Source organism: Cupriavidus sp. FW305-3-2-15-C-LB2 (assembly GCF_058787575.1).
This window is the reverse complement of sequence record NZ_JBYSZW010000097.1, coordinates 1-13325: the sequence shown is the minus strand read 5'-3', so window position 1 is coordinate 13325 and position 13325 is coordinate 1. Positions and strand designations below refer to the sequence as shown.

The window sequence follows — 13325 nt, the reverse complement described above, 5'->3', positions numbered from 1 at the left end:
CCCCAGTCCTGCCCCATGGTGTAGCCACCCAGTCCGCCGAGGCCGCCGGCGATCATGTCGCGTCCGCGCCGGGTGGTGACGATCTGCGGCCCGCGCCGGCGCAGGATGGCACTGAGGAAGAAGAACACGATGATCGCCAGCGGCAGCAGTGCCGGCAGCCACTCGGCCAGCGCGGACGATTGCTGCGCCTTGCGCTGCGGTGCCGCCAGGCCTTCCTTGTCGATGGTGGCCTGGATCGCCGAGATCCCCGCCGCCAGCCCGCCGTAGAAGTCGTTCTGGCGGAAGTGCGGGGCCATCACGTCCTGCAGGATGCGCTTGGACATGGCATCGGTCAGAGACCCTTGCACGCCGCGCCCGACCTCCAGCCGCATCTTGCGCAGCCCGGGCGGGTTGTCCTTGGCGATCAGCACGATCACGCCGTCGTCGATGCCCTTGCGCCCGGCGCGCCAGGCGTCGGCCACGCGGATGCTGTAGGCATCGATCGGCTCTGGATCGGTGGTGGGCACCATCAGCACGAAGATCTGGCTGCCGCGCTGCTGCTCGTATTCCGCCAGCACGTTCTCGAGCGCGCCGCGCTGCTGCGGCGTCAGCGTGCCGGTCAGATCAGTCACGCGCTGGGTCAGCGGCGGCACCGCGACGAAGCCGTCTGCCGCCAGCGCCGGGCCGGCCAGCAATGCCGCCAGCCAGAGCAGGGCGGCCGCCAGCCAGGCGTGCCGCCAGGGCGAGCGCGGGGTGTGGCCCATGGAGTGGCCCGCCTCAGAATTTGACTGCGGGCGGAGTGGAGATGGCTTTCTCGTTGTCCACCGTGAACGACGGTTTGACCGGGTACTTGAAGATCATCGCCGTCAGGTTGGTCGGGAAGCTGCGCGCCAGCACGTTGTACTGCTGCACCGCGGCGATATAGCGCTGGCGGGCCACGGTGATGCGGTTCTCGGTGCCCTCGAGCTGCGATTGCAGGTCGCGGAACGAGGCGTCGGCCTTCAGTTGCGGGTAGTTCTCGGACACCGCCAGCAGGCGCGACAGCGCGCTGGACAGCTCGCCCTGGGCCTGCTGGAAGCGCTTGAAGGCTTCGGGGTCGTTCAGGGTCTCGGGCGAGACCTGGATGCTGGTGGCGGCGGCGCGCGCCTTGGTCACGGCCTCGAGGGTCTCACGCTCGTGCGTGGCGTAGCCCTTGACCGTGTTGACCAGGTTCGGGATCAGGTCGGCGCGGCGCTGGTACTGGTTGATGACTTCGCCCCAGGCTGCCTTGACCGCCTCGTCCTTGGCCTGGAAGTCGTTGTAGCCGCAGGCGGACAGCAGGCTGGCCATGACCGCCAGCAGCAGCCAGCGCAAGACCGGCATCGGCGAGCTGCCGGGCAAGGAGGGGGACGAAGAAGCGCGCATCGGAGACTCCGCGGGTTGGACGAAAACCCAAGTGTAGCGCACCGCCCTTGTCGCCAGAGGTGCAGGCGGCGCACTGGTGCGCCGCCTGCCTGGCAAGGCCTCAGCCCGCCGCGAACGCCTTGCGCGCGGCCTCGAGCGTGGCCGCCAGGATGGCGTCGTCATGCTGCGCCGAGACAAAGCCGGCCTCGAAGGCCGACGGCGCCAGGTAGACGCCGTGATCCAGCATGGCGTGGAAGAAGCGGTTGAAGCGCGCGGTGTCGCTCCTGGTCACTTCGGCGAAGCTGCCCGGCACGCCCTCGCGGAAGTAGATCCCGAACATGCCGCCGATGGCGTCCGCCGCGAACGGTACGCCCGCAGCCTTGGCGGCCTCGGCCAGGCCGTCGGCCAGCTTGCGGGTCTGGCTGGCCAGGCGGTCATAGAAGCCGGGAGCCTGGATCAGCTTGAGCGTGGCCAGGCCCGCGGCCACCGCCAGCGGGTTGCCCGACAGCGTGCCGGCCTGGTAGACGCCGCCCAGCGGCGCCAGCCTGGCCATGATGTCGCGGCGCCCGCCGAAGGCCGCCGCCGGCATGCCGCCGCCGATCACCTTGCCCAGGCAGGTCAGGTCGGGCCGGATGCCGTAGTGCGCCTGCGCGCCGCCCAGCGCCACGCGGAAGCCGGTCATGACCTCGTCCAGGATCAGCACTGCGCCGTCGCGGGTGCAAAGCTCGCGCATGGCCTTCAGGAAGGCATCGCTGGCGCGCACCAGGTTCATGTTGCCGGCCACCGGCTCGACGATCACCGCGGCGATCTCGCCGGCATGCCTGGCGAAGGCCTGTTCCAGCTGCTCGACGTTGTTGTACTCCAGCACCATGGTGTGGCGCGTTACGTCGGCCGGTACGCCGGCCGACGACGGCGCGTTCTGGGTGGTGTCGGCAAAGGTCAGCAGGCCGGAGCCGGCCTTGACCAGCAGGCTGTCGGCGTGGCCGTGGTAGCAGCCTTCGAACTTGATGATCAGGTCGCGCCCGGTGAAGCCGCGCGCCAGCCGCAGTGCGCTCATGGTGGCTTCGGTGCCGGAGGAGACCAGCCGCACCTGCTCGATCGACGGCACCAGCTTGCAGATTTCCTCGGCCATGGTGATCTCGGCCTCGGTCGGGGCGCCGAACGAGAAGCTGTGCGCAGCGGTTTCCTGTACCGCACGCACCACTTCGGGGTGGGCGTGGCCCACGATCATCGGGCCCCAGGAGCCGATGTAGTCGATATAGCGCTGCCCGTCGGCGTCCCACATATAGGCGCCTTCGGCACGCGTGATGAAGCGCGGCGTGCCGCCCACCGAGCGGAAGGCGCGAACGGGCGAGTTGACGCCCCCGGGAATGGTCTGCTGGGCGCGGTCGAAGAGCTGCTGATTACGGGACATGGCGTTGAGGTGAGGACAAGGACTGCTGGGATCGTGTGCGGCGGCCCGGGACTTATCGTTGACATGCGGCAAAAACAGCGGAAATTCGCTGCAATTGCCGGCCAATCAGGCGCTAACAGGGCGCTAACATGCGCGAACACGGCGGATCTGGCACGATTCTGGCGGCCGCCGGCTGGCGTCGGCGGCACGGTTTCGGTACCATCTGCGCTGGATTTTAATGGAGAGTGGCCAGAGCCTGTTATGGAATACAAGACTTGGATGTGCCTGATCTGCGGCTGGATCTACGATGAAGCCGCAGGCGCGCCGGAAGACGGCATCGCCCCCGGAACCCGGTGGGAAGACGTGCCGATCAACTGGACCTGCCCGGAATGCGGTGCGCGCAAGGAAGATTTCGAGATGGTCGCCATCTGAGGCGACGTCCCCAGAACAACAATAACCGGGCGCGCGTCGCGCCGATGCGACAAAACGCTGGCTGGCCGCGGCCGGCCCCGATTGACGGCCCCCCGGCGTCTTGTCACACTCTGTTGCAAAATGACTGCCCGTCCCTCTGCCGCTGGTGGGGAGGACGGTAGGCAGGTGCGGGTTCCACGCACCGCCACTGCCGGGCACAGCCCGGCCTTGGAAGGGAAACAAGAATTGTCGGGGGTCCGTCGGGGCGCGCATGGGTCGCGCTGCTCCGCGCGGGTGTTCTCTAGTGCTTGCCGGCGCTCCGCAAGGGGCAGCTGGTCGCGGGAACAACAATGCGGGTCGCTCAAACAGAAGAAAACCAGCGGGTCAATACCGCCGGCGCCCAGGGTCTGGCGCCTGGCGTTTCCATTCCGGACACCACGGCGCAGCCGCGCCGCAAGGTGCTGGTCATCGATGATTCCAGCACCATCCGCCGCACCGCGGAGATCTTCCTGTCGCAGGCGGGATACCAGGTGGTGCTGGCCGAAGACGGCTTCGAGGCGCTCGCCAAGGTGGGCGAGCTGCACCCGGACCTGGTCTTCTGCGACATCCTGATGCCCCGCCTGGACGGGTACCAGACCTGCTCCCTGATCAAGAAAAGTCCGCGCTTTCACGCCATCCCCGTGATCATGCTGTCCTCGCGCGACGGCGTGTTCGACCGCTCGCGCGGCCGCCTGGTCGGCGCGCACGACCATCTTGCCAAGCCTTTTACCCGCGAAGCGCTGCTGCACGCCGTGCAGGCCTGCCTGCCATGCCAGGCCGCGGGCCACGTGCTGCCTGCCTGAAGCGCATGCACGCGACGCCATGTACGAATCGAAGGAAAACCTCATGACTGCCATCAACAAGATCCTGATCGTCGACGACTCCCCCACCGAAGCCCTGTTCATGTCCGACCTGCTCGGCAAGCGCGGCTTCAAGGTCTCGGTTGCCAGCAACAGCGACCAGGCCTTCGCGCGCCTGCAGGCCGAGAGCTTCGACCTGATCCTGATGGACGTGGTGATGCCTGGCCAGAACGGCTACCAGGCCACCCGCGCGATCAAGCGCGACGACCGCTTCAAGGACATCCCCGTGATCATGTGCACCAGCAAGGGCCTGGACACCGACCGCATCTGGGGCATGCGCCAGGGCGCGTCGGACTACATCGTCAAGCCCGTCGACGGCGAAGAGCTGCTGGGCAAGATTGCCGCGCTGGCGCACTGAGCTGCCAGCGCAGGCCGTACGGGAAGCCACTGCCACCTGTTCCGGGGACCGCCAGATGAACGCGCCACGCCAAGACCTCCGCGCCCGCCAGACTCGCCTGCAGGACTACCAGGCCATGCTGGCCCGGCGCCTGCGCGAGGCGCGCAGCCTGCCCGCGGCCGACAGCTACCTGGCGCTGCAGGTGGGCGCGCGCAACTGGCTGCTGCCGCTGGCCGATACCGGCGAAGTGCTCGACATGCGCCCGCCCAGCCCGGTGCCGCTGACGCAGCCGTGGTACAGCGGCCTGGTCAATGCGCGCGGCAGCCTGCTAGGCGTGATTGATTTCAGCCTGTTCTGCGGCGGCGCGCCAACGCCACTGCAGCCCGGCAGCAAGATCGTGGTGCTGTCGCGCCAGGTGGAGCGCGCCTGCGCGATCCTGGCCACGCGCGTGGCGGGTTTGCGCCATGCCGCCGACCTGAGCCTGCCGCACGGCGATGCGGCGCCGCCGCCGGCCGGCACGCCGGCATGGGAAGGGCAACGCTTTGCCGACCGCGACGGGCGTGACTGGCAGGTGCTGGACGTGCGCGCGCTGTTGGACGCGCCGGCCTTCCTGCAGGTGGGACGGGTTACGGCCTGAGGCCTGAGGCCCGCCACCGCGCCGCCAATAACAAGAAACAAGAATGACGCGCAGGCCACTGCCTGCCGCACCCGGCACGAGCCGCCGGGCATGACAACGATTAAATGGAAGAGGGTGCCATGGGTTTCAAGAAATTCAGCCTGGGCCGGCGCACGCCGGCAGCCGAAGCAGCCACCGGCCTGGCGGGCGGGCCCGGCATGGCCTATGCCGGCGGCCCGGAACCCGCACCGGCACCCCCATCCGCCGACGGCCTGGGCGCCGCGCCAATGGAGCATGTCACGCGCTGGCTTGGGCGCATGCCGTTCTCGTCGCAGCAGCGGCTGCTGACGGTGGGCGTGGTGGTGTCGCTGGTGGCGCTGCTGGGCTCGGTGTACCTGGACAACCGCATCGCCAACAACGCCGCCGCGCAGATCGAGATCGCCGGCGACATGCTGATGCACTCGCAGCGCCTGGGCAAGGCGGTGCCGGTGGCGCTGCTGGGCAATGCGCAGGCCTTCACGCAGCTGCGCCAGTCGAAAGACGCGCTGGCGGGCGACCTGAAGGCGCTGCAGGAAGGCAGCGACGAGAAGCGCGTGCGCGCCACCACCGGCGCGGCCGAACCGCTGCTCGAGACCGCGATGCAATCGTGGAAGCGCTCCGAGAAAAGCGCCGCCGACGTGCTGGCGCAGCAGCCGGTGCTGAACACCATTGGCCAGACGCTGCAGATCTTCAATGCTTCCAACCCCGAGCTGCTGGAATCCGCCGAACAGGTCGCGGCAATCAAGCTGCAGTCCGGCGCCAACGCGCGCGAGGTGGCGGCGTCGGCGCAGCTGGTGATGCTGACGCAGCGCCTGGGCAAGAACCTGAACGAGTTCCTGGCCGGCGAAGGCGTCAACCCCGAAACCGCGTTCCTGCTGGGCAAGGACACCAACACCTTCCGCGAATCGCTGGACGGCCTGCTCAACGGCAGCGAGGCGCTGCGCCTGTCGGCGGCCGCCGACGAAGAAACGCGCGGCTACCTGAAGCAGCTGTCGCAGCGCTTTGAAGCGGTGCAGAAAACCACGCAGACAATCCTGCAGAACCTGCCCGGCCTGATTGCCGCCAAGCGCGCGCAGCAGCAGATCTTCAACGACAACGAGGCGCTGCGCGGCGAACTCTCGGCGCTGCAGCGCGCCTACGCGCAATCGGCGCGCGTGCGCCCGGTGACGCTGGGCGCGACCGTGGTGTCGGCGGCCATGACGCTGCTGTGCCTGGTAGGCCTGGCGGCGCTGTACCTGCGCGACTCACGCGTGCGCGCGCTGGAAGCCGAGGCGCGCGAGCGCGAGGCCGAGTCCCGCCGGCTGGACGAAAAGCGCAACAACGACAATACCCAGAAGGCGATTCTGCAGCTGATGAACGAACTGCAGGACATCGCCGACGGCGACCTGACGCGCCAGGCCACGGTGACCGAGGACATCACCGGCGCCATTGCCGACTCGGTCAATTACACCGTGGAAGAACTGCGCGAGCTGGTCGGCCGGGTGCAGCAGACCGCCGGCGAGGTGACGCAGGCCTCGGGGCAGGTGCAGTCCACCTCGACCCAGCTGGTGTCGACCACCGAAGAGCAGTCGCGCCAGATCCGCCAGACCGGCGAATCGGTGGTGGAGATGGCTGACCGCATCACGCAGGTGTCGCGCGGCGCGGCCGAGTCCGCCAACGTGGCGCGTGCCTCGCTGTCTGCCGCGGAGCAGGGCCAGCAGGCGGTGCAGAACGCCATCACCGGCATGAACGACATCCGCGAGCAGATCCAGGAAACCTCCAAGCGCATCAAGCGCCTGGGCGAGTCGTCGCAGGAGATCGGTGAAATCGTCGAGCTGATCTCGGACATTACCGAGCAGACCAACGTGCTGGCACTGAACGCCGCCATTCAGGCCGCGTCCGCGGGCGAGGCCGGGCGCGGCTTCTCGGTGGTGGCCGAAGAAGTGCAGCGGCTGGCCGAACGCTCCGGCGAGGCCACCAAGCAGATCGGCGCGCTGATCCGCACCATCCAGACCGATACCCAGGACGCGGTGCACGCCATGGAGCGCAGCACGCAGGGCGTGGTCGAAGGGGCGCGGCTGTCGGACAACGCCGGCGCCGCACTGGTCGAGATCGGGCGCGTGTCGCGCCAGCTGGCCGAGCTGATCGAGCAGATCTCGCAGTCCACCTCGCACGAGGCCGACCTGGCCACCACCGTGGCCCGCCATATCGAACGCATCCTGCAGGTCACCGAGCAGACCACCACCGGCACGCGCCAGACTGCGCAGTCGGTGCGCCAGCTGACGCTGCTGTCCGAAGAGCTGCGCAACTCCGTGTCGCGATTCAAGATCGCCTGAGTGGCCGGATGACGCCCGCGACCGCTTCCGCGCACCGCGGCCCGACCGGGCTTAGCGGCCACGCGCTCCATGCCAACTCCGCGCCTGCCGCCTGTTGCGGCAGGTTGCCCGCGGCCGCCCATCGGGCGCCGCACTGGAAGCCGTCATGTCCCTGAATTTCCCTGTCCCGCGCGATGGCGCCGCAGCCGGCGCACCGGCTGAAGCCAGCGCCGTGCCCGAGCCGGCTCCGACGCCGCCGTCCGCCAGCGCGCCAGCTGTTCCCGATCCAGGCGCCCCCGCGCGCGACCTGTCCGGCCTGGCGTGGCTTGCGCCCAGCCTGCGCAGCGCGCTCGAAGACGCCGCCGCCGAGCTTGGCCACTATGTCGACGAGGTCCGCCAGGCGCCCGAAGCGCTGGGCGCGCGCGACACCACCTCGCTGCGGCTGGCCGGCCAGCACCTGCACCAGGCCGCCGGCGCGGTGCATATCGTCGGGCTGCGCGGCACCGATCCGTATTGCCAGGCCCTGCGCCGCCTGCTCGAAGCCATCGACGCCGGCACCGTTGCCGCCGGCCCCGAGGCGCTGGCGGTATTCCGCGCCGGCGTGCAGGCATTGGCCGAGTATGTCGACGACCTGATGGCCGGTGACGATGAAGCGCCGCTGCGCCTGTTCCAGCCCTACGCGGGCGTGCTGGCGCACCTGGGCGAAGAGCGCGTGCATCCGGCCGACCTGTGGCTCGATGAGCTGCAGATGCTGCCCGGCATGCTGCTGCCGGCGAAGGGCCCGGCGCCGGTCATGCGTGCGCGCCAGCAGTTTGAATCGGCCTTGCTCAAGGCATTGCGCCTGCCTGCGCCGTGCACCGACGCGGCGCTGCTGCGCGAAGCCTGGCTGCCGCTGTGCGCTGCGCTGGACGAGGTGCGCGCCAATGAGCAGGAGGCGCGCCGCGCGGCGGATCATCCGGATCGCGGGGTCTGGCATGTGCTGGGGCTGGTGTTCCGCGCGCTGGGCCTTGGCCTGTTGCCTTCCGACCTGCTGGCCAAGCGCTTTGCCGGCCGCGCCAACCTGCTGCTGCGCCAGTACCTGCAGGGCCATGTGCGCGTGCCGCAGGCGCTGCTCAACGACGCGGTGTTCCTGCTGGTCTGCACCGGCCTCGCCCGCGACGGGGCCGGTGACGACGATGGCGTGGCTGAGCCGCGTGCCGCATTGCGTGCCGATATTGCGCGCACGCTCGCGGCGTTCCGCCTCGACCCCGCGCACGCGCTTGCCAATGCGGACTTCCGTCAGCGCTATTACGGCTGGCTCGACCCGATCGACACGCGCAACCTGCAGCACGCCGCCGCTGGGCTCGAGCACGCCGCCGCGGGCGAGCCGGCCGGCTGGGAAACCGCGCTGGCCGCGCTGGCCGAAGCCGCGCAGCCGCTCGGGCAGCCGGCGCTGCAGCGCTGCCTGGCGCAGGCGGCCATGCACGGCGGGCAGCACCACCGCGGCGAGGCGCTGGGCGCCGCCGGCATCGCGTTGTTCCTGGCGCGCGCGCTGGCGCTGCCGTGGCGCGTGCACGGGCAATCCGCCCATCCGGCGGCGGCGCGTTTTGCCGCGCAGTGCGAGGCGCTGGCGACATGCCTGGCCGATCCCGCCGCGAGCGCGCCCGCGTGGCTTGCGGGCATGGTCGACGAGGCGCGCGCCCAGGCGCTGCGCAGCGAGGCCGTGACGCAGCTGCGGGCGCAGCTGGACAGCGGTGAATCGTGGCTGGACAGCTTCGACCGCAACGCGGCCCGCGCCGAAGGCGCAGGCCACTTGCGCGATGCCTGCCAGGCCTTCGCCGCGCTTGGCGCCACGCTGGCGCAATTGCAGTCGTCCGCCGCGCTGCCTGCAGCGCTGGTGGGCGATGCCGCGCAGGCCGCCGCCGCGGTGCAGTCCGTCAATGCGCGGCTGGCCGTTTCGGGCGAACTCGCTGATGCCAGTGCGCGCGCCGCGCTGCTGGGCGAGGTCGCAGCCGAGCTGGGCGCGGTCCATGCCTTTGCCGATGCGCTGGAATTCGGCCGCGTGCGTCGGGCCGATACGCTTGCCGAGGCCGGCGAGCCCGATGCGCCGCGCGCTGCGCAGCATCCGCTGGCCGCCGCGCGCGCCGCCGCGGCCGAGGCGATCCAGGCTGGCCCCGTTCCCGATGCGCCGCCAGTGCAGCGCCTGCGTGCCGCGCTGCAGGCGCTGGCCGACCAGGCCACCATCGATGACGATGCCGCGCTGCGCCGCCAGGCCGCCGAAGCCACCATGCAATGCAATGCCTGGCTGGCCGGCAGCGATGATGCGGCCGGCAGGCTGGCACTGGCACTGGCCGAGCCGGCACGGGCGGCGGCACCCGCAGCCGCGCCGCCCGCGGCGCAAGGCCTGCCGGCTGACGGCGACAAGTCGGCGCTGGACGCCGAACTGCTCGACATCTTCCTGAACGAAGCCGACGAGGTCCTGGGCGGCATCGCCGGCGACCTCGGCTCGGGCGTTGAGGCGCTGCACGATGCCGATACCCTCAGCCGCGTGCGGCGCGCCTTTCACACGCTCAAGGGCTCCAGCCGCATGGTCGGCCTGCATCGCTATGGCGAAGCGGCGTGGGCGGTCGAGCAGGTCATGAACCTGTGGATTGCCGAAGCGCGCGAGCCGGTGCCCGCGCTGCTGGCGCTGCTGCGCCGCGCCCATGCCGAGTTGTCGGCATGGGCGGCACAGCTGCATCGCGATGCGGCAACCTGGCACGACATCGCGCCGCTGGTGGCAGCCGCCGAAGCGGTGCGCGACCCGGGCGCCGCGCAGGCCGCGGATGAACTGCCAGTACTGCCCGGCGCGGCTGCGGAAGCGCCGCCCTGGCCGGCCGTCGACGCCGCCGGTCACACCGGCGCCGATGCGGTCGGGCACGGCGAAGACAATGTGATCCCGTTCCGCCTGTCCGGCGGCCTGTCGGGCGAGGACGACCACTACAAGGTGATCGGGCCGGTGCGCATCGGCCTGGCGCTCTACAACGTCTACCTGCAGGAGGCCGACGACCTGCTGCGCCAGTTCGCCACCGACATCTCCGAATGGCGGCATGAAGGCCATCCGTGCCCGAGCGAGCTGGGGCTGCGCGTTGCCCACACGCTCCAGGGCAGTGCGTCCACTGTCGGCCTGGAACCCGTGCGTGAGATCGCCGAGGCGCTGGAGGCCCTGCTGCTGCAGCTGGGCTCGCACCCGGTGGCGATGCACCCTGGCGATTTCCGCCTGCTGGAGCAGGCGGTCGAGCGCCTGCGCGGCATGCTGCACCAGTTTGCCGCGGGCGTCTGGCCGGATGCCGATGCCGGCCTGCGCCGCAGCCTGGTTGAGTTTGGCGAGCGCGCGCTGCTGCGTCCGCGCGTGGCGGTGCCCGCGCCGCAGGCGCCGGCCGAGCCGGACGGTTCGGTGGCGCAGCTGCTGGGCCAGTTGCCGCCCGCGCAGGAAGACCAGCCGGAGCCGCCGGCAGTGCCGCATGACGCGGTGGTTATCGCGCTGCCGACCCCGCACCGGGCGCCCGCTGCGCCGGTAGCGGACGAGGGCGCCGCGCCGGATCCCGCGCTGGTCCAGATCTTCCTGGAAGAGGCACAAGGCACGCTGCCCGAGCTGGGCAAGCTGCTGCGCGGCTGGGAAGCCGCCCCGGAAGACTCGCGTCACGGCGGCCTGGTGCTGCGCGCGCTGCATACGCTCAAGGGCAGTGCGCGCATGGCGGGTGCCATGGCGCTGGGCCAGGCCGCGCATGAAATGGAGACGCTGCTCGACGCCAGCCTGCGCGGGCAGGGGCAGCAGGCCGTCGGGCCAAAGCTGTTCGAGCGGCTCTATGCCTGGTACGACCGCATCCTGGCGCATGTCGAGGCGCTGCCGACTGGCCGCCTGCTGCCCGCGGACGATCCGGACGTGGTCAACGGCCTGGCCGAGGTGCCCGAGCAAGCGCAGGCCGATGCGCCGCTGCCGCAGGCGGATACCGTCGTCGAGGCGGTGCCCGCCGCCAGCCTGCCCGCCATGCCGGGGCCGGCAGACGTGATGGTGGCGATGCCGCCGGCCGTGCCCGCCGAGCCGCAACGCGCGCTGGTGCGCGTGCAGGCGCGCGCGCTCGACACGCTGATCAACGAAGCCGGCGAAGTCGGCGCCACGCGCGCGCGCCTGGACAGCGAACTGGAGGCGATGCGCGCCTACCTGGGCGAACTGAACGACAACGTCGCGCGCCTGCGCGGGCAGTTGCGTGAAATCGAGATCCAGGCCGAATCGCAGATGGCGTCGCGCATTGCCGACGCGCAGCACAAGCAGGAATTCGACCCGCTTGAGTTCGACCGCTTCACGCGCTTCCAGGAGCTGACGCGGATGATGGCCGAGTCGGTCAACGACGTGGCCACCGTCGAGCAGAACCTGCAGCGCGGCTTTGACCGCGCCGCCGGCGACCTGGCGGCGCAGGCGCGCCTGACGCGCGGCTTGCAGCGCGGGCTGATGCAGGCGCGCATGGTGCAGTTCGACGCGCTGGCCGAGCGCCTCTACCGCGTGGCACGCCAGGCCGCGGCCGAGACCGGCAAGGAAGTGCGCCTGCTGATCAAGGGCGGCACCGTGGAAATCGACCGCTCGGTGCTGGACCGCATGGCCGGCCCGATCGAGCACCTGATCCGCAACGCGGTGGTGCACGGCATCGAGGCCGCCGCGCCGCGCCGCGCCGCGGGCAAGGCCGCCACTGGTGCGCTGACGCTGGAGGTGCAGCAGGAAGGCAACGAGGTGGTGCTGAATTTCGTCGATGACGGCGGCGGGCTGGACCTGGAGCGCATCCGCGCGCGCGCGGTCGAGCGCCGCCTGCTGGCGCCGGACGACGACGCCAGCGAAGCGCGCCTGACCGAGCTGATCTTTGCGCCGGGCTTCTCCACCGCCGACGCGGTGTCGGAGCTGGCCGGCCGCGGCGTGGGCATGGACGTGGTGCGCGCCGAGACCGTGGCGCTGGGCGGACGCATCACGCTGGAGTCTAAGCCCGGGCAGGGCACCACCTTCACGGTGCACCTGCCGCTGACCACGGCGATCACGCAGGTGCTGGTGATCTCGCTGGGCGCGCGGCGCTATGCCGTTCCCAGCGGCATGATCGACCAGGTCCAGCAGCTGCGCGCCCCGGCACTGCTGGATGCCTACAACCAGGGCCGCCTCACTGTGGCCGGCGCCGAGGTGCCGTTCTTCTACTTCGGCGCGCTGCTGGAGGAAGGCAACGCGGTCGCGGCCGGGCGCAAGTATTCGCCGGTGGTGCTGGTGCGCAGCGGCGCCGAGCGCGTGGCGGTGCATGTTGACGATGTGGTCGGCAACCGCGAAGTGGTGGTCAAGCATATCGGCCCGCACCTGGCACGCCTGGAAGGCATTGCCGGCGCGACCACGCTGGGCGATGGCGAGATCGTGCTGATCTACAACCCGGTGGTGCTGGCGCAGCGCTTGGTGCGCGAACGCGGCCAGCCGGTGCCGCAGGCCTTGCCGCAGACGCCTGCCGTGCAGGCGCGGATGGGCGCGGTTGCGGAACTGGCGAGCGACGGCACCACCGAGCCGGTGCGCGGCCTGGCGGTGCAGCCGACCGTGATGGTGGTGGATGACTCGCTGACCGTGCGCAAGGCCACCCAGCGCCTGCTGAGCCGCGCCGGCTACCAGGTGGTGCTGGCGCGCGACGGTGTGGATGCGCTCAAGCAACTGCAGGATGTCATGCCGGACGCGATGCTGGTCGACATCGAGATGCCGCACATGGACGGCTTCGACCTGACCCGCAACGTGCGCTCCGACGCGCGCACCGCGCATATGCCGCTGGTGATGATCACCTCGCGCACGGCCGACAAGCACCGCCGCTATGCCGAGGAGATCGGCGTCAACGTGTACCTGGGCAAGCCTTACAACGAGGATGAGCTGCTGGGCACGCTGCATCGGTTGCTGGGTGAACGGGCGGCCGGTACGGCGGGGTCGGTGGGGCAGATGCTGGGG

9 protein-coding genes are annotated in these 13325 nt (G+C 70.5%); 6 read left to right on the top strand and 3 right to left on the bottom strand.

Translation table 11 applies throughout. The annotated features are described in order from the left end of the window. From AC3WRR_RS35610 to hemL, 3 genes are all read right to left on the bottom strand, one after another. Positions 1 to 743 (bottom strand): TPM domain-containing protein (locus AC3WRR_RS35610; protein ID WP_492299533.1); only part of this gene is annotated, 743 nt, incomplete at its 3' end. A gap of 13 nt (positions 744 to 756) precedes the next feature. Continuing rightward, complete coding sequence (locus AC3WRR_RS35605) at positions 757 to 1383, bottom strand: LemA family protein (protein ID WP_011614669.1); 627 nt, start codon at positions 1381 to 1383, stop codon at positions 757 to 759. A 100-nt stretch (positions 1384 to 1483) separates the two neighbouring features. After that, positions 1484 to 2776, bottom strand: coding sequence for a glutamate-1-semialdehyde 2,1-aminomutase (hemL, locus tag AC3WRR_RS35600; protein ID WP_010813018.1), 1293 nt, complete (start codon positions 2774 to 2776; stop codon positions 1484 to 1486). A 240-nt stretch (positions 2777 to 3016) separates the two neighbouring features. Between hemL and AC3WRR_RS35595 the strand changes: the two genes are divergently transcribed. The 6 genes from AC3WRR_RS35595 to AC3WRR_RS35570 form a co-directional block, all read left to right on the top strand. Then, positions 3017 to 3187 carry a rubredoxin gene (locus AC3WRR_RS35595; protein WP_010813017.1) on the top strand — a complete coding sequence of 57 codons (171 nt, stop codon included), beginning with the start codon at positions 3017 to 3019 and terminating at the stop codon, positions 3185 to 3187. A gap of 329 nt (positions 3188 to 3516) precedes the next feature. Then, on the top strand, positions 3517 to 4008 hold the full coding sequence (locus AC3WRR_RS35590; protein WP_010813016.1) for a response regulator: 492 nt from the start codon (positions 3517 to 3519) through the stop codon (positions 4006 to 4008). Between the two features lie 43 nt (positions 4009 to 4051). Beyond that, the gene (locus tag AC3WRR_RS35585) at positions 4052 to 4423 is read left to right on the top strand and encodes a response regulator (protein ID WP_010813015.1); all 372 of its coding nucleotides are present in this window, start codon (positions 4052 to 4054) and stop codon (positions 4421 to 4423) included. 55 nt (positions 4424 to 4478) lie between these two features. Further along, positions 4479 to 5039, top strand: a complete 561-nt coding sequence (locus tag AC3WRR_RS35580) for a chemotaxis protein CheW (protein ID WP_011614670.1) — start codon at positions 4479 to 4481, stop codon at positions 5037 to 5039. A 119-nt stretch (positions 5040 to 5158) separates the two neighbouring features. Beyond that, positions 5159 to 7372 carry a methyl-accepting chemotaxis protein gene (locus AC3WRR_RS35575; protein WP_492299531.1) on the top strand — a complete coding sequence of 738 codons (2214 nt, stop codon included), beginning with the start codon at positions 5159 to 5161 and terminating at the stop codon, positions 7370 to 7372. A gap of 145 nt (positions 7373 to 7517) precedes the next feature. Beyond that, on the top strand, positions 7518 to 13325 hold a 5808-nt coding region (locus AC3WRR_RS35570), incomplete at its 3' end, for a hybrid sensor histidine kinase/response regulator (protein ID WP_492299529.1).